20 protein-coding genes are annotated in these 19,517 nt (G+C 67.5%); 12 read left to right on the forward strand and 8 right to left on the reverse strand.

Going from position 1 to position 19,517, the window contains the following annotated elements:
• Nucleotides 1–40: 40 nt before the first annotated feature.
• Entirely contained in the window at nt 41–1,231 is a 1,191-nt protein-coding gene (locus LKD76_RS29440; RefSeq protein ID WP_227985458.1) for a cytochrome P450, read from the reverse strand.
• Nucleotides 1,232–1,427: 196 nt separating this feature from the next.
• On the opposite strand from LKD76_RS29440, the gene LKD76_RS29445 reads away from it, so the two are divergent.
• Nucleotides 1,428–2,594: a steroid 3-ketoacyl-CoA thiolase gene (locus LKD76_RS29445; protein ID WP_227984638.1), complete on the forward strand. Its 1,167-nt coding sequence runs from the start codon at nt 1,428–1,430 to the stop codon at nt 2,592–2,594.
• A 358-nt stretch (nt 2,595–2,952) separates the two neighbouring features.
• The gene (locus LKD76_RS29450; protein ID WP_014348820.1) at nt 2,953–3,369 is read left to right on the forward strand and encodes a helix-turn-helix domain-containing protein; all 417 of its coding nucleotides are present in this window, start codon (nt 2,953–2,955) and stop codon (nt 3,367–3,369) included.
• Between the two features lie 211 nt (nt 3,370–3,580).
• Here LKD76_RS29450 and LKD76_RS29455 read toward each other — a convergent pair whose 3' ends face one another.
• From LKD76_RS29455 to LKD76_RS29475, 5 genes are all read right to left on the reverse strand, one after another.
• Entirely contained in the window at nt 3,581–4,609 is a 1,029-nt protein-coding gene (locus LKD76_RS29455) for a hypothetical protein (protein WP_227984639.1), read from the reverse strand.
• A gap of 91 nt (nt 4,610–4,700) precedes the next feature.
• Complete coding sequence (locus LKD76_RS29460) at nt 4,701–5,213, reverse strand: ImmA/IrrE family metallo-endopeptidase (protein ID WP_227984640.1); 513 nt, start codon at nt 5,211–5,213, stop codon at nt 4,701–4,703.
• Nucleotides 5,214–5,224: 11 nt separating this feature from the next.
• Nucleotides 5,225–6,508 carry a hypothetical protein gene (locus LKD76_RS29465; RefSeq protein ID WP_227984641.1) on the reverse strand — a complete coding sequence of 428 codons (1,284 nt, stop codon included), beginning with the start codon at nt 6,506–6,508 and terminating at the stop codon, nt 5,225–5,227.
• 326 nt (nt 6,509–6,834) lie between these two features.
• Nucleotides 6,835–7,752: an SDR family oxidoreductase gene (locus LKD76_RS29470; protein ID WP_227984642.1), complete on the reverse strand. Its 918-nt coding sequence runs from the start codon at nt 7,750–7,752 to the stop codon at nt 6,835–6,837.
• Between the two features lie 54 nt (nt 7,753–7,806).
• Nucleotides 7,807–8,577 carry an SDR family oxidoreductase gene (locus tag LKD76_RS29475; RefSeq protein ID WP_372465947.1) on the reverse strand — a complete coding sequence of 257 codons (771 nt, stop codon included), beginning with the start codon at nt 8,575–8,577 and terminating at the stop codon, nt 7,807–7,809.
• 50 nt (nt 8,578–8,627) lie between these two features.
• Between LKD76_RS29475 and LKD76_RS29480 the strand changes: the two genes are divergently transcribed.
• From LKD76_RS29480 to LKD76_RS29495, 4 genes are read left to right on the forward strand one after another with little or no spacing between them, the layout of a single operon-like run.
• Nucleotides 8,628–9,392, forward strand: coding sequence for an enoyl-CoA hydratase family protein (locus tag LKD76_RS29480; RefSeq protein WP_227984643.1), 765 nt, complete (start codon nt 8,628–8,630; stop codon nt 9,390–9,392).
• A 2-nt stretch (nt 9,393–9,394) separates the two neighbouring features.
• Nucleotides 9,395–10,276 carry a CoA transferase subunit A gene (locus tag LKD76_RS29485; protein ID WP_227984644.1) on the forward strand — a complete coding sequence of 294 codons (882 nt, stop codon included), beginning with the start codon at nt 9,395–9,397 and terminating at the stop codon, nt 10,274–10,276.
• A gap of 14 nt (nt 10,277–10,290) precedes the next feature.
• Entirely contained in the window at nt 10,291–11,049 is a 759-nt protein-coding gene (locus tag LKD76_RS29490) for a CoA-transferase subunit beta (protein WP_227984645.1), read from the forward strand.
• Nucleotides 11,046–12,134: an NAD(P)H-dependent flavin oxidoreductase gene (locus tag LKD76_RS29495; RefSeq protein ID WP_227984646.1), complete on the forward strand. Its 1,089-nt coding sequence runs from the start codon at nt 11,046–11,048 to the stop codon at nt 12,132–12,134. Before LKD76_RS29490 ends, LKD76_RS29495 begins: the two co-directional genes overlap by 4 nt.
• Before the next feature lie 79 nt (nt 12,135–12,213).
• Here the strand turns inward: LKD76_RS29495 and LKD76_RS29500 are convergent, their stop codons facing one another.
• Both LKD76_RS29500 and LKD76_RS29505 read right to left on the reverse strand, forming a co-directional pair.
• Nucleotides 12,214–12,852, reverse strand: coding sequence for a carboxymuconolactone decarboxylase family protein (locus tag LKD76_RS29500; protein ID WP_227984647.1), 639 nt, complete (start codon nt 12,850–12,852; stop codon nt 12,214–12,216).
• A gap of 58 nt (nt 12,853–12,910) precedes the next feature.
• Nucleotides 12,911–13,477 carry a VOC family protein gene (locus tag LKD76_RS29505; RefSeq protein WP_227984648.1) on the reverse strand — a complete coding sequence of 189 codons (567 nt, stop codon included), beginning with the start codon at nt 13,475–13,477 and terminating at the stop codon, nt 12,911–12,913.
• A gap of 126 nt (nt 13,478–13,603) precedes the next feature.
• Here LKD76_RS29505 and LKD76_RS29510 point away from each other — a divergent pair, with 126 nt between their 5' ends.
• The 6 genes from LKD76_RS29510 (at nt 13,604) to LKD76_RS29535 (ending at nt 19,495) form a co-directional block, all read left to right on the forward strand.
• On the forward strand, nt 13,604–14,239 hold the full coding sequence (locus LKD76_RS29510) for a TetR/AcrR family transcriptional regulator (protein WP_227984649.1): 636 nt from the start codon (nt 13,604–13,606) through the stop codon (nt 14,237–14,239).
• A gap of 107 nt (nt 14,240–14,346) precedes the next feature.
• Nucleotides 14,347–15,585 (forward strand): CaiB/BaiF CoA transferase family protein, encoded by a 1,239-nt coding sequence (locus tag LKD76_RS29515; protein WP_227984650.1) that lies wholly within the window; start codon nt 14,347–14,349, stop codon nt 15,583–15,585.
• A complete protein-coding gene (locus LKD76_RS29520) occupies nt 15,582–16,502 on the forward strand; it encodes a hydroxymethylglutaryl-CoA lyase (RefSeq protein WP_227984651.1) in 921 nt (306 codons plus the stop codon). The genes LKD76_RS29515 and LKD76_RS29520 overlap by 4 nt, the downstream gene beginning before the upstream one ends.
• A gap of 43 nt (nt 16,503–16,545) precedes the next feature.
• Nucleotides 16,546–16,932 (forward strand): nuclear transport factor 2 family protein, encoded by a 387-nt coding sequence (locus tag LKD76_RS29525; RefSeq protein ID WP_227984652.1) that lies wholly within the window; start codon nt 16,546–16,548, stop codon nt 16,930–16,932.
• On the forward strand, nt 16,932–18,119 hold the full coding sequence (locus LKD76_RS29530) for an acyl-CoA dehydrogenase family protein (protein ID WP_227985460.1): 1,188 nt from the start codon (nt 16,932–16,934) through the stop codon (nt 18,117–18,119). The genes LKD76_RS29525 and LKD76_RS29530 overlap by 1 nt, the downstream gene beginning before the upstream one ends.
• Complete coding sequence (locus tag LKD76_RS29535) at nt 18,110–19,495, forward strand: phosphotransferase family protein (RefSeq protein WP_227984653.1); 1,386 nt, start codon at nt 18,110–18,112, stop codon at nt 19,493–19,495. Before LKD76_RS29530 ends, LKD76_RS29535 begins: the two co-directional genes overlap by 10 nt.
• Nucleotides 19,496–19,517 lie beyond the last annotated feature (22 nt).

Here is a 19,517-nt window from a genome sequence, read left to right on the forward strand (position 1 = left end):
GCGGGCACCCCAGCCGGGTGCCCGCCCTTTCGTCGTGTGCTCAGCTCTTGGCCGCGGTCTTGTAGTCGACCTGGAATTCCTTGATGCCGTTGAGCCAACCCGAGGTCAGGCGCTTGGGGTCGCCGATCTTGGTGATATCGGGAAGGTGGTCGGCGATCGCGTTGAAGATCAGGTCGATCTCGAGCCGGGCCAGGTTGGCGCCGATGCAGAAGTGAGCGCCGGTTCCGCCGAAGGACAGATGCGGATTCGGGTCGCGGGTGATGTCGAAGGTGTTCGGATTCTCGAACACCTCCTCATCGAAGTTCGCCGAACGGTACATCAGCAGTACCCGCTGGCCCTTCTTGATCTGCACACCGGCCAGTTCGGTGTCCACCAGCGCGGTCCGCTGGAAGGAGCTGACCGGGGTGGCCCAGCGGATGATCTCGTCCGCGGCGGTCGCGGGGCGCTCACGCTTGTAGAGCTCCCACTGCTCGGGGTTCTCCAGGAAGGCGTGCATACCGTGAGTGATCGCGTTGCGCGTGGTCTCGTTGCCGGCGACGGCCAGCAGGATCACGAAGAATCCGAACTCTTCCGAGGTCAGTGCCTCGCCGTCGATATCCGCGTTGACCAGGGTGGTCACGATGTCGTCGGCCGGCGTGGCCTTGCGCGCCTCGGCCATCTGCCAGGCGTAACCGAGAATCTCCATCGACGACATGGCCGGATCGGCATCGCTGTCGGGATCGTCGTAACCGGTCATCTCGTTCGACCACTGGAAAACCTTCATGCGGTCTTCCTGCGGCACACCGATGAGCTCGGCGATCGCCTGCAGCGGAAGTTCACAGGCCACCTGGGTGACGAAGTCGCCGGTACCGCTCGCCGCCGCGGCGTCCACGATGGATTTGGCGCGGGCCGACAGCTCCGCGCGCAGGCCGTTGATGGCCCGCGGGGTGAAACCCTTGGAGATGAGCTTGCGCAGTTTGGTGTGTTCCGGCGCGTCCTTGTTGATCAGGATGTGCCGTTGCAGTTCGATGGCTTCACGGGGGATGTCGTCGTTGAAGCGCGGGATCGCGGTGTTCTCGTAGGTGGAGAAGTCGTCACGGCGCGAGACTTCCTTGACATCGGCGTGCTTGCTCACAACCCAGAAGCCGTCGTCGTGGAATCCGCCGACGTCCGGCGACTGCGGGTTCCACCAGATAGGCGCGGCCCGACGTAGTTCCGCGAACTCCTCGGCCGGGATTCCGCGGGCCCACATATCGGGATCGGTCGCATCGAACCCTTCGGGGAGGTTCGGGGCCACTCGAGCGTCAACCACCAGTTGTCTCCTTCGACTAACTGAAACACGTTCTACCTTCATTGCAGCATAGGTGGTATCAGTAGTAAAGAAGCCATAGTCCGCCCTCAGTACATCCACAGAACTTGTTCCAGTTTCTGTTCGAAAGGTTGAAGTTATGGGCACCCCCGTCATCGTCGAGGCCGCGCGTACCCCGATCGGCAAACGCAACGGCTGGCTGGCCGGCCTACATGCCGCGGAGGTGCTGGGCGCGGCCCAGCGCGGCGTGCTCGAGCGCGCACAACTCGACCCGGCGCTGGTCGAACAGGTCATCGGCGGCTGCGTGATGCAGGTCGGCGAACAAGGCAACAATGTGACCCGCACCGCCTGGCTGCATGCCGGACTGCCGTGGCAGGTCGGCGCCACCACCATCGACTGCCAGTGCGGTTCGGCCCAGCAGGCCAATCATCTGATCGCCGGGCAGATCGCCACCGGCGCCATCGATATCGGCATCGCCTGCGGCGTCGAATCGATGAGCCACGTCCCCCTGGGCGCCAATGTGGGTGAGAACGCCGGGCCGCGCCGCCCCGCCAGCTGGGATATCGATATGCCCAACCAGTTCGAGGCGGCGGAGCGAATCGCCAAGCGGCGCGGCATCACCCGTGACGACATCGACGAGTTCGGCGTCCGCTCACAGCGGTTGGCCGCACAGGCGTGGGCCGAGGGCCGCTTCGATCGCGAGGTCCTCACCGTCACCGGCGCCCCCCAGGTCGACAAGGAAGGCGCCCCCACCGGCGAGAAGCTGGATGTCAACCGCGATCAGGGCCTGCGCGAGACCAGCCGGGAGAGCCTGGCGAAGCTGAAGCCGGTGCTGGAAGGCGGGATTCACACCGCCGGCACCTCGTCGCAGATCTCCGACGGCGCGGCCGCGGTGCTACTGATGGACGAACAGGCCGCTGCCCGTTCGGGTCTGCGGCCGCGGGCCCGGATCATCACCCAGTGCCTGGTCGGCGCGGAGCCGGAATTCCACCTCGACGGCCCGGTGCAGGCCACCACCCGGCTTCTGGAACGCTCGGGAATGAGCATGTCCGATATCGATGTCTTCGAAATCAACGAAGCCTTCGCCGCGGTGCCGCTGTCGTGGGCATCGGTGCACAAGCCGGATATGGACCGGGTGAATGTCAACGGCGGCGCGATCGCGATCGGACATCCGGTCGGTAGCACCGGCTCGCGATTGATCACCACCGCCCTGCACGAGCTGGAGCGCTCCGACAAGTCGGTTGCGATGATCCTCATGTGCGCCGGTGGCGCACTTGCGACCGGAACAATCATCGAACGCTTGTAATACCACACAGATATCAATGGTGGTTGAACGTTCATCCTCACAACGCTAGAACGTGTCGTACACCACACAAACTGCGATACAGACAAAAGGATGAGACGTCAGCTATCTTTTGGTTATCGATGGCCCGTTGGGGGAGACTCTTCCGACGGGCCAGAACCGGAGCGTACTGCGCCTCGACCTGTGACGCTGCGGTGCCCCGCAAACGCCCCGACGCTGACCAGTTCCCAGACCGGCCACCTGGAAGCTTCAAGGAAATCCCGAATCAGGCGTAGGTTTTCAGTTACTCAGCCGCTAATATCAATGATACGTATCCGAGATAACGACTGTTAGTACAGCGAAGGGAATTGGGCGGCTCACAATGGCTGATTTCGCGGCGCGGCTGAACAAGCTGTTCGAAACCGTGCATCCCCCCGGGCGTAAGCCGCACACCAATGCCGAGGTGGCGGCGGCGCTCACCGCCTCCGGACATCCGATCTCGAAACCGTATCTCTCACAGCTGCGGTCGGGGCAGCGGACCAACCCCTCTGACGAGACGGTGGCCGCACTGGCAAAGTTCTTCAAAGTCAAACCTGACTACTTCTTCAACGACATCTACGCTGCCAAGATCGATCACGATCTGGAGTTGCTGTCCCAGCTGCAGGGCTACGGACTGCGACGGCTATCGAGCAGGGCGTTCGATCTCTCCGAAGAATCACAGAACCTGCTGACCTCGATGGCCGAAAAGCTCCGAGCCAGTGAGGGTTTGCCCGAGGTTCCACCGGACGGCACGGAATAGCACGTTCAACAAATCGAACACAGTGCGGTAATCCAAATCCGCACTGTGTTCGTTTGTGAGCCGAACCGAAGCATCGGATGCTTCGGTTCCGCTCTGTGTTCGTCTTTCGCTGATTCAGCTCCGCCCCAGGCCGGTCACCACTCGATCGGCGCCGCCCGCCGCGCATCGGCGCCGATTCCCCACGACCCGCCCGGGTTCGCCGTTCTTGTCGTCAATCCCGCTGTGCCGCTGCCGGTTTCCGATCAGCAGCGGTGGCGCTGTCGAAGGACCGGGCAATCGCCTGCACCCACCCGCGGGGACTGAGCCCCTCCGGTGGTGCGATCCAGCGCGCGTCGACGATCTCGTCACCGAGCGGATTACGAGCCCAGCGGGCCACCCGGTCGGCGCGTTCGACGACCGATCGCGCGGGATTTCCGGCCGCCGCCAACTCCAATCCACCACCGGTCTGCAGATACAGCGCGTCCATGATCTGCGCCACCTGGTCCGATGCCTTGAGCTGAGTCGCCGACACGGTCTGTTCGTGGGCCACGACCTCCGGGAAACGTTTGATCATCGTCCGATGCAGGGCCCGGATCTGGCGCAGCAGCAGTCGCGCGCGTACCCAGAGCTCGATGACGATCCATACCGCGCCGACCGCGATCAACAGACTCGCCACCTGCCAAGCCGGCCAGTACCAGCCCGGATCACCGGGACGTACCGGCTGTTGACCGATGGCCAGCCGTCGAATCGAGAGTGCGGCAAGCAATCCCGCGACCATCGTGCCCGCGGTGTAGAGCGCGATCCCGCGCCCCAGTGCCGTCCAGTCCAGATTGCGCAGACCCGTCACCGCGATGAAGACACAGCCCGCCAATGTCATGACCCAGCCGAACAGGATCGACCACATGATCGTAGCCGCGATCACGACGGCGCCGAAACCATAGACCAGCCAGGCGATTTGGCGCAGATTCCGGCGGGAGACCACAGGCCAGGCGGCGGCCGCCACCACCGAGGTGGCCACGGTGAACAGCAGCCAGGTCGCCACTACCAGGCGATCGGCCAGATTCTCCCCGTTGATCCCCTGCGGCAGTAGATGATCCACCGCGACGCCGATCTCCGGAATGCCCAGGGTGGCCGCGCCCGCGACCGCGGCGACCGCGATCACCACCGCCACTCGTGCGGTGGTCGCGGGTTTCACCAATACTCGGCCGATTCGCGCACCGGCCGCCATCCAGACCAGCAGGGCCGTCAACCAGAACGTCATTCTCTACCCTGTTTCCTTCATCGCATCTTCTGCGGATGACCGAGGGGCCCTACGTGGTCAGGCATGCTGCCGCCTCCGGGCCGTGACTCGGTCATCCGAGTGCCTCGTCGAATCGGAGCACCGAGACGCCCGCGCCCCGGTTGTTGAATACGCGTAGTCGGGTCATGAGCATGCTGGCGAAGGTTTCGGCCTCCCATTCGTACTGTTCGTCCTGACCGTCGTCGACGATCTGCTGGTGTGCGCGCTGCGACAACATGTAGGCGATCAGATCGTCGCTGGCCTCCAGGGTGACCTCGGCGGCCGGTTCGCCCGGATGGTCGAAGACCACATGCCCCAATTCGTGGGCCAGGGTGTGATCGCGACTGGGCAGTGCCGCGGCCAGCACGATCACATCCTTGTCGGGATAGCTGCGGCGCTGACCACAGACACCGGGGCCCAGCTCGGCGTCGGCGATCTCGATGAGGCGGCCGCGTTCGGCCGCGATCGCCAGCACCACCTCGTCGAGGGTGGTGGCGTCGAAATCGGCGGCCACCGCGCAGACCGCGTCGACCGCGGCCGCGACCCGGCGATAGGAGCGGCCCGTCTGAATCCGGCTCTCGGTCATCTCACGGCCCCTCATGCCCTCGGTCCGAAGAACTCCGCGCGTGCGGCATCGACACGCGCCTGCGCGGCGGCGGCGCTCTGGAAGCTGACCGCGCCGGATCCGGCGGCGGCCAGTGCCATCGCGATGACACCGCCGAGGACAGCCAAGGTCTTGACCTCGGGCAGACCGCTGGCGGCCGCGGTCGGACGGACCGCGGGATTCGGAGCGACCGGCGCCGGAGCCGCGGGAGCCGCGGGGGCGGCCGGCGGTGCGGCGGGAGCCGGCGGCGGCACCGCGGCCGGCGCGGCGACAACCACCGGGGCGCCCGGAATGCCGGGCACCGCGGGCATCGGCGGCACCGGCGGAACGGCGAGCGGCGGAGCCGCCGGCACGGCCGGAGACGGAACCGGTTGCAGGAGTAGCAGCAACAGGAGCGGGGACGCCGCGGCCGCGGAACCGACTGCCGCCGAACCGGTCACCGCGGAACCGGTGCCGAGCAGCACAGCCAACACGGAACCCGTTGCGGCGGAACCGGTTGCGGCCAATCCGGCGAGGGCCGAACCCGTCGCGGCGGTTCCCAGTCCGGTCAGCCCGGCGAGCGCCGAACCGGTACCGGCCAGCGCCGAACCGGTGGCGGCGGCGGCCGCGGATCCCGTCGCGGCCGCGGCGGATCCGGTGCCCGCCAACGCGGAACCCGTAGCCGCGCCCACCGAACCCGTTGCCGCGGAACCGGTTCCGGCGAGTGCCGATCCGGTGCCACCCAATGCGGAACCGGTCAGGGCGGATCCGGTGGCGGCCGATCCCGCCGCGGCCGAACCCACTGCCGCCGAACCGGTCCCGAGAATGCTGAAGAGTCCGGCGAAGCCTTCCTCGCCGACGACAGGGGTCGGGGCGACGGGCGGCGCGGACGGACCGGAGACCTGGCCGGGTGCGGGGGCGGACGAGGCGGCCGCGCGACCCGGAATCGACAGTGTGCTGTCGTACTGCGCGTCATCGCCCGGAGTCGAGCCCGCCGACCCCGCGTTCGATGGCGTACGGGCCACGAGACCGGCCGAATCCCGCCGATCGGTGGCGTCCGGTCGCTGCGCCGGAGCACTCGGATCGGTGGACGCGGACGGCCGTGACAATTCCGGCCGGGGCGCGACCGGCCCACGCTCGGATTGCGCGGGTTCCTGCTGTGCCGACCCGGTGCCCAGCGGAAGCGGGGCGGGTTGCTGCGGCGCTGGTTGCGCATTGGCCACGAGCGGGCCCAGTACCCCGCAACTGGCTATTATCCCGGCCACCGCTATCACGCGCGCTATGCGACCCATGGTCATGCGCTTGCCTTCCCTCAACTTCTCAGCGCAGATTTATACCCGGTCGCTACACCCTCCGGGACTGAACGAATGCGGCCCATCTTAACTGCCGACAGTTTGCTCGCGCAGCAAGATCGTGTGAGACAGCCCACTGACCACGGTGTCGCCCCCTCGGCATCGTTAGCCGCCGCGAGGACAACGATCGCCTGTCCGCAACCTCCGTGCTCCTCGAATCCCCAGCGGCACAACGCTATTCAACGACACAGCGCAGGCCGATCGCCGCCGCGGGAAGGTGCGGCGAGGCTCGATCGGCCCGCGCTGTGTGGCGGTCGGACAGGTTGCGGTGATCAGGCTCCGTAAACCGGTTCGGGGTCAGTCGATTTGGCGATCAACTCGCGCACCACCGGCCCCAATTCGGACGGCTGCCACCGGGCTCCGCGATCCTCGGCGATACCGTGCCGCCAGCCGTCGGCCAGCGCGACCTTGCCACCCTCGACCTCGAACATGCGCCCGGTCACGCCGGCCGAGTCCGGGCTGCCCAGCCACACCACCAGCGGCGAGATGTTCTCCGGCGCCATGGCATCGAAGCCGTCGTCGGGACGCGCCATCATGTCCGCGAAGACGGTTTCGGTCATCCGGGTCCGCGCCGACGGCGCGATGGCGTTGACGGTCACCCCGTAGCGGCCGAATTCCGCTGCGGCAGTGATGGTCAGCGCGGCGATACCGGCCTTGGCGGCACCGTAGTTGCCCTGCCCGACGCTCCCCTGCAGGCCCGCACCGGAACTGGTGTTGATGATGCGCGCATCGCGGGTGCGACCGGCCTTCGATTCCGCGCGCCAGTACTCCGCGGCGTGACGCATGGTGGCGAAGTGACCCTTGAGGTGCACGCGAATAACGGCGTCCCACTCCTCCTCGGCCAGATTGACCAGCATCCGGTCGCGGACGATACCGGCATTGTTGACCACGACATCCAGTCCGCCGAAGGTCTCGACGGCCTGGCCGATCAGCCGCGCGGCCCCGGCCCAGTCGGCGACGTCGTCGCCGTTGACCACGGCCTTGCCGCCGGCCTGCACGATCTCCTCGACGACCTGGGCTGCCGGCGAATCGACGCTGGGCGCGCCGTCGAGCTCGGCACCCAGATCGTTCACCACGACATTGGCGCCCGCCGCGGCGAAGGCCAGCGCGTGCGCCCGGCCGATACCGCGTCCGGCCCCGGTCACGATCACGGTGCGTCCGGCACAGATCCGTTCGGGATTGTCGGTCATATCTGGTGTCTCATTTCCCTAGTGCTGCAGTGGTTTTCGATGTCGATACCCAGGTCAGGCGTTGGCGGCGTCCAGGAACGCGGGACGTTCACCGCCGCCGTGCACGATCAGCGAGCCGCCGTTGACGTAACCGGCCAGCGGTGACGACAGGAAGACCGCGACCCGGCCGATGTCCTCGGGCGTGGCGAGACGACGCAGCGGCACGGTCGCCTCGACCGCGGCGATGCCGGCGTCGTCGCCGTAGTGCAGATGACTGGATTCGGTGCCGACCATGCCGACGATGATCGAATTGACCCGCACCTTGGGCGCCCATTCGACCGCCAGCGACGACACCAGACTGTCCACCCCGGCCTTGGCCGCGCCGTACGCGGCGGTACCCGGTGAGGGGCGGTGGCCGCTGACACTCGAGATCATCACGATCGAGCCGCCCTCGTCCTGTTCCTGCATCACGGCATTCGCGGCCTGCGAAACGAGCAGCGGAGCGAGCAGGTTCAGCTCGACGATCTTGGCATTGAAATTGCGCGACGCGGTGGCGGTCGGGGCGAACGGCGCCCCGCCGGCGTTGTTCACCACATGGTCTATGCGGCCGTGCCGCGCCACGATCGTATCGATCAGACCGGTGACGGCATCGCCGTCGCGCACATCGCACGGCAGGAACTCCGCGGTGCGCCCGGAACTCTCGATCGGCGCCTCACCGGGACGGCGAGCACACACCACGACGGTCGCGCCGGCGTCCAGATAGACCCGGCTGATACCGGCGCCCACTCCCCTGACGCCACCCGTTACCAGAACGACGGATCCGGACAGGTCCACTTCGATTGCCACCGTGCTAACCTACCAAGCACTTGCTTGTTTTGCCAACGAATGGACATGCGATGGGGATCAACCGTCACACCGAGGCCTCCGGTATCGAGGTCGTCACGATCGACTATCCGCCGGTCAACGCGCTGCCCACCGCAGGCTGGTTCGGCGTGGCCGATGCGATTCGCGAGGCCGGGCGCAATCCGGAGACCAAGGTGGTCGTGCTGCGCGCCGAGGGACGCGGCTTCAACGCCGGCGTCGACATCAAGGAGATCCAGCGCAACCCGGGCCACCAGACGCTGATCGATGCCAATCACGGCTGCTTCGACGCCTTCGGCGCCGTCTACGAGTGCCCGGTGCCGGTGATCGCGGCGGTGAACGGCTTCTGCCTGGGTGGCGGAATCGGCCTGGTCGGCAATGCCGATGTCATCGTCGCCTCCGACGACGCGACCTTCGGCCTGCCCGAGGTCGAGCGCGGCGCGCTCGGCGCGGCCACCCACCTGGCCCGCCTGGTCCCCCAGCACATGATGCGCACGCTGTTCTACACCGCGTCCACCGTCACCGCGCAGCAGTTGCACCACTTCGGGTCGGTGCACAAGGTGGTGCCGCGGGCCGAGCTCGATTCCGCCGCCCTCGAGGTCGCGAAGAACATAGCCGCCAAGGACGGCCGGGTCATCCGGGCCGCCAAGCGTGCGCTCAACGGCATCGATCTGCAGGATGTGCACCGCAGCTACCGCTACGAGCAGGGCTTCACCTTCGAGCTGAATCTCGCGGGTGTGGCCGATGAGATCCGGGCGCGGTTCGACGAGGATCTGGCTGCGAAGAAAGAGGGGAAGTAGCGATGCGGGACAAGCGGATTTCGTTGGAGGAGGCCGTCTCCCAGCTGCGCAGCGGGATGACCATCGGCCTCGGCGGCTGGGGTTCACGACGTAAGCCGATGGCGTTCGTGCGGGCCCTGTTGCGCTCGGATGTCACCGATCTGACGGTGGTCACCTACGGCGGACCGGATCTCGGACTGCTGTGTTCGGCGGGCAAGGTGCGCAAGGCCTACTACGGATTCGTCTCCCTGGATTCGGCGCCGTTCTACGATCCCTGGTTCGCCAAGGCGCGCACCGGCGGTGAGCTGGTCTCCCGCGAAATGGACGAGGGCATGGTCAAATCCGGCCTGCAGGCAGCCGCGGCGCGGTTGCCGTTCCTGCCGACCCGGGCCGGACTGGGCTCGGATGTGCTGCAGTTCTGGGACGGAGAACTGCGCACCGTGGCCTCGCCGTATCCGGATGCCGACGGCCGCACCGAAACCCTGGTCGCGATGCCGGCACTCACCCTCGACGCCGCCTTCGTCCACCTCGACCTCGGCGACAAGCACGGCAATGCCGCCTACACCGGTGTCGATCCGTACATGGACGATCTGTACTGCCTGGCCGCCGAGCGCCGCTATCTGTCGGTGGATCGGGTGGTCGAGACCGAGGAGCTGGTGAAAGCCGTTCCGCAGCAGGCGATCATCCTCAACCGGATGATGGTCGACGGCGTGGTCGAAGCGCCGGGCGGCGCGCACTTCACCCTCTCCGGTAGCCACGGCCGGGACGAGAAATTCCAGCGCCACTACGTGGAAGCGGCCAAGGATCCCGAGAGCTGGGCGGCGTTCAAGGCCCGCTACCTGGACGTCTCCGAGGCCGACTATCGGTCCGCGGTCGCGGAATTCGCGGCGGAGCAGGCGAAATGACTACAGGAGGGTCGATGACCGACACCACCACCGTTACTCGCGCGGAGGTCTGCGCGGTGGCCTGCGCCGAGATCTTCCGGGGCGCGGGCGAAATCATGGCCAGCCCGATGTCGCCGACCCCCACCATCGGGGCCCGGCTGGCGCGGCTGACCTTCGAACCGGATCTGCTGCTCTCCGACGGCGAGGCGCTGTTCCTCGCGGAGACCCCGGCACTGGGCGCCAAGGCGCCCACCGAGGGCTGGATCCCGTTCGGCAAGGTCTTCGACGTGGTGGCCTCCGGGCGGAGGCACGTCGTCATGGGCGCCAACCAGATCGACCGCTACGGCAATCAGAATCTGTCCGCCTTCGGCGCGCTGCAGCAGCCGAGCCGGCAGATGTTCGGTGTGCGCGGCGCACCGGGCAACACCATCAACCACCCGACCAGCTATTTCGTGCCGAAGCACAGCAAGCGCGTGTTCTGCGAGACGGTCGACATCATCTGCGGAATCGGCTACGACAAGATCGATCCCGAGAATCCGGCCTACCGGTTCCATCACCTGCATCGCGTGGTGAGCAACCTGGGCGTCTTCGACTTCGGCGGACCCGGCCACACCCTGCGGGCGCTGTCGCTGCATCCCGGTGTGACCGCCGAGGAGGTCGCCGAGAACACGGCCTTCGAGGTGGCCGGACTCGACACCGCCGAGGTCACCCGGATGCCCACCGAGGAGGAGCTGCGGCTCATCCGTACCGTGCTGGACCCCAAGGGGATTCGGGAGAAGGAAGTGGCCTCGTGACCCGGCTGCGCACTCCGCTGACCGAACTGGCCGGCATCGAACATCCGATCGTGCAGACCGGTATGGGCTGGGTCGCCGGCCCGGGCCTGGTCGCCGCCACCGCCAACGCGGGCGGCCTCGGCATCCTCGCCTCCGCGACGATGACGCTCGACGAACTCGAGGTCGCCATCGCCAAGACCAAGGCCAAGACCGAGAAGCCGTTCGGCGTGAACATCCGCGCCGATCTGTCCGATGCCCCCGACCGGATCGAGCTGATGATCCGCGAGGGTGTGAAGGTCGCCTCGTTCGCGCTGGCGCCCAAGAAGGAACTGATCGCGCGCCTGAAGGACAACGGTGTGGTCGTCATGCCGTCCATCGGCGCGGCCAAGCACGCGGTCAAGGTGGCCTCGTGGGGTGCGGACGCGGTCATCGTGCAGGGCGGTGAGGGCGGTGGGCACACCGGCTCGGTGGCCACCACCCTGCTGCTGCCGTCGGTGCTGGACGCGGTCGATATTCCGGTCGTGGCCGGTGGCGGATTCTTCGACGGCCGCGGTCTGGCCGCGGCACTGTCCTACGGCGCGGCGGGTGTGGCGATGGGCACGCGATTCCTGCTCACCCAGGACTCGAGCGTGCCGGATTCGGTGAAACAGCAGTACCTTTCGCGCGGTCTGCAGGACACCGTGGTCTCGCTGAAGGTCGACGGGATGCCGCACCGGGTGCTCAACACCGAACTGGTCGACAAGCTCGAACATTCGGGTAGCTATCGCGGTCTGCTCGCCGCGGTGTCGAATGCCGTCAAGTTCAAGGGTATGACCGGAATGAAATGGTCGACCATGATCTCCGACGGCATCGCCATGCGTAAGCAGAAGGATCTGACCTGGTCCCAGGTGATCATGGCGGCGAATACCCCGATGCTGCTGAAAGCCGGTCTGGTGGAGGGCAATACCCACGCCGGTGTGCTCGCCTCCGGGCAGGTCGCGGGCATTATCGACGATCTGCCCACGGTGGCAGAGCTCATCGACCGCATCATCGACGACGCGGTCGCGCGGATCGACGCGATCGCCGCGCTCCGAGACGGCGCCGAGGCCGCGCCGGGCACCACATAGCCGAAACCGTTCGGTCGCGACGAAAAGGCCGTCTCGTCCCGCTGGGGGCGAGACGGCCTCGTCCGTTACCGGGTGCGACTCACTCGCCCGACAGATCGGCGGACAGGTCACGCACCTGCACACCGTCGGGAATCTCGACCTCCGCGATCGGTTCCGGCCGATCGTCGAATTCCAGCCGCAGCGCCCGGCACATGGTGGCGTGCATGTCGTACAGGGCGGTGATGTAGGTCAGCTCCAGGATCTCCGGATCGCTCAAGTTGGCCCGCAGGATCTCGAACACCTCGTCGGGCACCCGGCCGCCGTCGTAGACCAGGCCGTCGGTGTAGGCCAGGATCGCCCGCTCGAGTTCGGAGAAGCAGTTGCTGACCTGCCAGGACGGAATCGCCGCGATCTTCTCCTCGGGTGCGCCCAGTGAGCGCATCTGCTTGCAGTGCTGGGAGAACACGAACTGGCTGCCGCGGGCGTAGCCGGCCCGGCACTGCCCCAGTTCGCGCAGCAGCGGATCCAGACGGGAGTTGCGATAGACCGCGAAACCCCGGACGGCGTGCCGGAATACCTCCGGCGACTGGGCGAAGACGGTCCACCAATCACCGGGGGTGGCGTGCACGGTGCCGTGGTCCACGGCGGGATCCTTGTCCGGGCCGAACAGCCGGTCGTAGTAGAACAGGATTCGCTCGTCGGTGACTTCGGCACGGGGAACTTCGCGCAGGCGGGGCATGTTTCCGGAAACCTCTCGGGTAGTGCGGTTCTCGTCGCTGATGTGGTGGATGCGGCGGTCAGAGTTCGGCGGCGACGTGACGGTCGGCGGCGGTGCGGGGTTCGTGGGAGACGTCGGCATCGGTGAAGGTGCGTGTCCAGCAGGCGAATTCGAGCAGTACGCCATCGGGATCCTGGAAGTAGAAGGACCGCACGAAGGTCCCCGGATGCACATCCCGCGATACGCCCGAGGGACTGTCGTCGTGGTTCAGGACGCGACTGACCTTGATGCCCTCGGCTCGCACCCGTTCGTAGTACTCGTCGAACAGTTCCGGCGGGACGGCGAACGCCACATGATTCATCGATCCCACGCCGCTGACCAGTTCCCCCTCGTCGGGCAGGCCCTTGGGCGCTGCCAGGCCGGGCGTGGCGTCGGGCGCATCGGCGAGCCAGAAGAACGCGATGGTGTTCCCACCCCCGCAGTCGAAGAAGAAATGCTGCCCGAGATCGTGCGGCAGCTCGATGGTCTTGACCAGCGGCATACCCAGTGTGCCGGAATAGAAGTCGATCGTTCGGCGCATGTCGGAGCACACCAGGGCGAGATGGTTGATGCCGCGTAGCTCGTATTTCCGGTTGGAGGCGCTCATTGCAATCCCTTTCGCTGTGGTGCCGATCCGAGGCCTGTGACAGGGCCGCACACCGATGCTCGAGCTGGTCTTTCGACCGCTACAACTGACTTGACAGTCATGTCATGTTCAGGAATAGTGTGATCCGTGCCGAAGTCATCTGTCAATAGCGCGCCCGCACCGGTCGAAAGCCTGACGCCGCGGGGCCGCAGAACTCGCGACGGACTGCTGGATGCCGCTCGGACCGTATTCGAGACCGTCGGCTTCCTCGATACCCGCGTCGAACAGATCAGTGAGGCGGCGGGTGTCTCCTACGGCACCTTCTACCGCTACTTCGAATCCAAGGAACATGTCTTCGGCGAACTGAGCACGCGACTGTTCGAGGATATGCATCGCCGGGAACCGGCCGCCGCCGAATTGTCGCCCACGGCAAAGCTCGTCGCCGCCAACCGTTCCTACTACGTGGCGTATCGACGCAATGCCCGGATGATGGCGATCGTCGAACAGGTCGCGACCTTCAACGAGGAATTCCGGGCGCTGCGCCACGAGCACCGCCGGCAGCTCATCGACCGCACCGCGCAGGCGATCGCACGCTGGCAGCGCGAGGGTCTGGTCCGGGCGAGTCTCGATCCGGAACTGGCGGCGCGCGCCATGTCCGCGATGGTCGAGCACACCCTGTACCTGTGGCTGATCCAGGGCGAGGACGCCGACGAGCAGGCACTGCTGGACACCCTCGATCAGATGTCGGTCAGCGCTCTCGGCCTCGATCCGGACGACAAGTAGCGACTTCAGTGTCCCGCGACAACACAGGAGGCATCATGCGCCACTCTCGCGCAGCCGCGCAGGATGCCGACCGGGCGCGGGTGTCCCGCAACAACACAGGAGGCATCGTGGCCGATACTCATGCGTCCGGCCCATTGGACGGGTTCCGCGTGCTGGAACTCGGAACGCTGATCGCGGGCCCGTACTGCGGCCGGTTACTGGGCGATATGGGCGCCGATGTCATCAAGATCGAAGCGCCGGATCGTCCTGACCCACTGCGGGATTGGGGTCAGGCCACCGGCGGCCACCAGTACTTCTGGACCGTCCATGCCCGCAACAAGCGGTGCGTCGGACTCGATCTGCGGGTGCCGGCCGGGCGGGAGGTCTTTCTCGACCTGGTGCGCACGGCCGATGTCGTGGTGGAGAGTTTCCGGCCCGGCACCCTGGAACGCTGGGGCATCGGCTACGACGTGCTGAGCGAGCTGAATCCGAAACTGGTGCTGGCCCGGGTATCCGGCTACGGGCAGACCGGGCCGTACGCCGAGCGCGCGGGTTACGCCTCGGTCGCCGAGGGCATCAGCGGACTGCGGCACCTCAACGGGTTTCCCGGACAGGCGCCGCCCCGGATGGCGCTGTCGATCGGCGACAGCCTGGCCGGATTGTTCGCCTTCCAGGGTGTGCTCGCGGCGCTGCTCGTGCGGGAACGCACCGGGCGCGGGCAGATCGTCGATGCCGCGCTCACCGAGGCATCACTGGCGATTCAGGAATCCACGATTCCCGACTACCACAAGACCGGCCATGTGCGGCAGCCCTCGGGCACCCGGCTGGACCGGGTCGCGCCGTCGAATCTGTACCGGGCGAAGGATGGGCTGTGGGTGATCATCGCGGCCAATCAGGACACGGTGTTCCGGCGGCTGATGACCGCGATGGACCGGCCCGAACTGGCCACCGACCCCCGCTACGCCACCCACGGTGCGCGCGGTGAACGTCAGGACGAACTCGACGAGATGATCGCCGGCTGGGCGGCCGACTTCACGGCGACCGATCTGATCGAACTGCTCAACCGGCACGGCGTGGTGGCCGGGCCGGTGAACACGGTCGCGGAGGTCATGACCGATCCCCAGTTCAACGCGCGCGGCCTGTTCGTCGATCACGTCGATCCCTCCGTCGGGAGTGCCGACCCAGGGTTCGATCCGGTGCCGGTGAAGGGTGTGGGTGTCGTTCCCCGGCTCAGTGACACCGCCGGCGGCGTGCGCTGGGGTGGCGCGAGCAAGCCCGGGACACATACCGACGAGGTACTCGGCGACCTGCTGGGCTTCGACCAGCAGCGGCTCACGGAGCTGCGCGAACAGGGCACGATCGCATGACCGCCGTCCCCGCCGTCGAGATCCGCGAGGTGGGTCCGCGCGATGGACTGCAGATCGAGGACCCGATTCCCACCGCGGCCAAGATCGACTTCATCGACGCGCTCGTCGCCACGGGAGTACGCCGGATCGAGGTGACGTCATTCGTCTCCCCCCGTGCGATCCCCGCCCTCGCCGATGCCGAAGAGGTCGCCGCACAACTGAATCGCTGGCCGGATGTCGAATTCTCGGCGCTGGTGGCGGGCCTCGGCGGGGTGCGGCGGGCCCTCTCCGCCGGGGTGGCGCGACTCGAGTACGTGGTCTCGGCCTCCGACGGGCACAGCCGGGCCAACGTCGGCCGGGACAGTGCCGAATCGGTCGCGCTCATCGCGCCCATCGCCGAGCAGGTGCACCGGGCGGGCGGCCGGCTCGAGGTGATCATCGCCATCGCCTTCGACTGCCCGTTCGACGGCCGGACCCCGCCCGATCGGGTGATCGATATCGCCGCCCGGGCGCTGGCCGCGGGCGCGGACACCCTGTCGATCGCCGATACCGTCGGCACCGCGTCCCCGCGCCGGACCGAGGAACTGATCGGCCGGGTGCGGGCCGTGGCGCCCGATGTCGACCTCGGCATCCACCTGCACAACACCCGCGGCCAGGGTCTCGCCAACGCCTGGGCCGCCTACACGCACGGCATTCGCCGATTCGATTCCGCGGCGGGCGGTCTCGGCGGCTGCCCGTTCGCACCGGGTGCGAGTGGCAATATCGCCACCGAGGAGTTGGCCTATCTGTTCGAGGACGGTGGTATCAGCACCGGTATCGACATCGACCGGGCGCTCGAGGCCGCCCGGTTGATCTCCCGTCTGCTCGGCAAACCTGTCGGCAGCAATCTGCTCGCCGCGGGCGGCCGCCCGCGGCCGGGCGCCGCGGCGGCGCACTGATCCGCCGCCGCACCACGAGAATCACCCGGAAGAGGTTCTTCGCATGGATGAACTGGCCGATCGCTTCTTCGCCGCCGTCAGCGCGGGCGATACCCAGACCCTCACCGCGCTCTACGCGCCCGACGCCCGGATATGGCACAACGACAAACAAGCCGAGGAGACCGTCGACGAGAATCTGCGGGTGCTGCGCTGGCTCTCGCGCACGGTCGACAACCTTCGCTACGAGGATATTCGGCGCTATTGCCTGCCCGACGGCTTCGCGCAGCAACATGTGCTGCGCGGTCATCTGCCCGGCCACGGCGCGCTGGAGGTGCCCGCGAGCCTGTTCGTCCGGGTGCGCGACGGCCACATCACCCGGATCGACGAATACGTCGACTCGGCCGCGACGCGGCCGCTGCGCGAGGTCTCGACCACGGCTCGGGGGCAATGATGGGAACCGATAGCCGACCCGAGGGGCAGATCGCCGAATCGGCCTCGCGCATGCGCGCATTCATCGACGACGAGGTGATCCCGGCCGAGCCGGTGCTGGCTGCCGAGGACGAGGCCGCACACGCCGCGCTCACCGGTCTGAAGGAGCGGGCCAAGGAGCTCGGGCTGTGGGCGCTGGGTCATCCGGCCGAACTCGGCGGCGGGGGTGTGCCGTTCCTCGATTTCGTCTACCTCAACGAGATCATCGGGCGATCGGAATTCGGGCTGCTCGCCGTCGGCTCGGTATCCATGCAGGACACCATCATGCTGCACCGCCACGGCACCGAGGAACAGCGGCAACGCTGGATTCCCCCGATGGTCGCCGGGGATATCCTGCCCTCGGTGGGCCTGACCGAACCGGAGGTCGCCGGGTCGGATCCCACCCTGATCGCCACCGCGGCCGAACTCGACGGCGATACCTGGATCATCAACGGGCACAAGTGGTTCACCACCGGCGCACAGCAGGCGGCGTACTGCACCGTCTTCGCCCGCACCGAACCCGAATCGGTACCCCGGCACGGCCGGGTCAGCGCGATCATCGTCCCCACCGACACACCCGGTTTCGAGATCGTCCGCTCCATCCCGACGATGGGGCACGATCCGAGCGATCACTACGAGGTCCGGCTCACCGATGTGCGGGTACCGGCCGCCAACCTGCTGGGTGCGCGCGGGCAGGGCTTCGTCGTGGCGCAGGATCGGCTGGGGCCGGGCCGGATCTTCCACTGCATGCGCTGGCTCGGACAGGCCCAGCGCGCCTACGAATTGATGTGCGAGCGGGCCAACACCCGTTACGTCCACGGTTCGCTGCTCGCGGAGAAGGGCGAAATCCACCGCTATATCGCCGAATCCGCGGCCGAGATCCACGCCGCCCGGCTGATGACCCTCGACGCCGCCCGCGCGATGGACAGCGGTGAGGACTACCGGGTGCGAGTCGGATTGATCAAGTTCTGGGGTGCGCGCATGCTGCACAACGTCATCGATCGCGCCATCCAGGTGCACGGCGCTCTCGGCCTCACCGCCGATACGCCCCTGGAGCGGATGTATCGCCAGGCCCGCTACGCCCGCATCTACGACGGACCCGACGAGGTGCATCGCATGTCGACCGCACGCCGCCTGCTGCGCTCCCCCGAGGCCGCGCCGTGGCTGTGACACCGGAACCGGCTGCGGCACCGAAGGTCACGCTCGAGGACGGGGTATCCGCGGTGCTCGCGGCGGCGGTCGCGACCCCGATCACCGATGTCACGCTGCGGCAGTTCACCGGGGGCGCGAGCCGGCAGGTCTTCGCGATCGAGGCGCACGACGCGACCGGCGCCCTGGTGCGCGCCGTTCTGCGCCGTGATCCACCCGGGCACGGCGATGCCGTCCGTATGCGCGCCGAGGCGGCGTGCCTGCGAGCGGCCGGCGCGGCCGGAGTTCCGGTGCCGAAGGTCCTCGCCGACGCCGACACCGCGCCGGGGATCGACGCGCCCTATCTGCTGATGGAACGGGTCGCCGGAGAGTCGATTCCCCGGAAACTGCACCGTGACCCGCAGTTCGAGCAGGTGCGGCCGCGGCTGGCCGATGAGCTCGGATACGTCCTCGGCCTGATCCATCGCACCCCGCTGGACACGCTGGACATTCTCGACGATGACGACCCACTGGAGGCGATCGAGCAGATCTATCGCGATCTGCGCGACCCCCGTCCCGCGGTCGAGGCCGGGCTGCGCTGGCTGCGCGAGCATCCGCCCGAGGGCCATCCGAAGGCACTGGTGCACGGCGATTTCCGGATCGGCAACTTCCTGATCGAACCGGACGGCGTGCGTGCCGTCCTCGATTGGGAGCTGGCCCATCTCGGCGATCCGATCGAGGATCTGGGCTGGCTGTGTGTGCGCTCCTGGCGGTTCGGGGCCGAACCGCCGGTCGGCGGCCTGGGCACCCGCGATCAGCTGCTCGACGGCTACGAGCGGGCCACCGGTTATCGGCCGTCGGCCGCGGATCTGCACTGGTGGGAGGTATTCGGCACGCTGAAGTGGCTGGTGCTGAGCCGCTTTCAGGCCCAGCGCCATCTCGGCGGGACGGAACGGTCGATCGAACTGGCCGCCATCGGCCGGCGGGTCTGCGAATCGGAATACGATCTGCTCGAGGTCCTCGGCCTGCTCGACGACACCGTGCCGGCTTCCGCGGCCGGGGAAGCCATCACGACCGTGCACGATCAGCCGCATCCGGCCGAGATCCTGGAACTCGTCGCCGAAACGCTGACAGGCGAGGTCGGGCCCGCCCTGGCGCCGGAGCAATCGCGTTCGCGCTACCTGCTGCGGGTGTGCGCGAACCTCCTCGGCATCGCCGCGCGTGAAGTGGCCGCCGGAACCGCGGCCGCCGAGGAGGTGCGCGGCCACCTGGTCGCGCTCGGCTGCGAGTCCGAGGCCGATCTGGCCGAGTGCGTGCGCAGCGGAGCGATCTCGTACACCGATGATGCCGTCCGCCGCGCGGTCTCCGCCGCGGTTCTCGCCCGCCTGCGGATCGCGAACCCCCGGCACCTGCGGTAATCACACGACCAGCACGATATCG

This window comes from Nocardia spumae, from assembly GCF_020733635.1.
Lineage (GTDB): Bacteria > Actinomycetota > Actinomycetes > Mycobacteriales > Mycobacteriaceae > Nocardia > Nocardia spumae.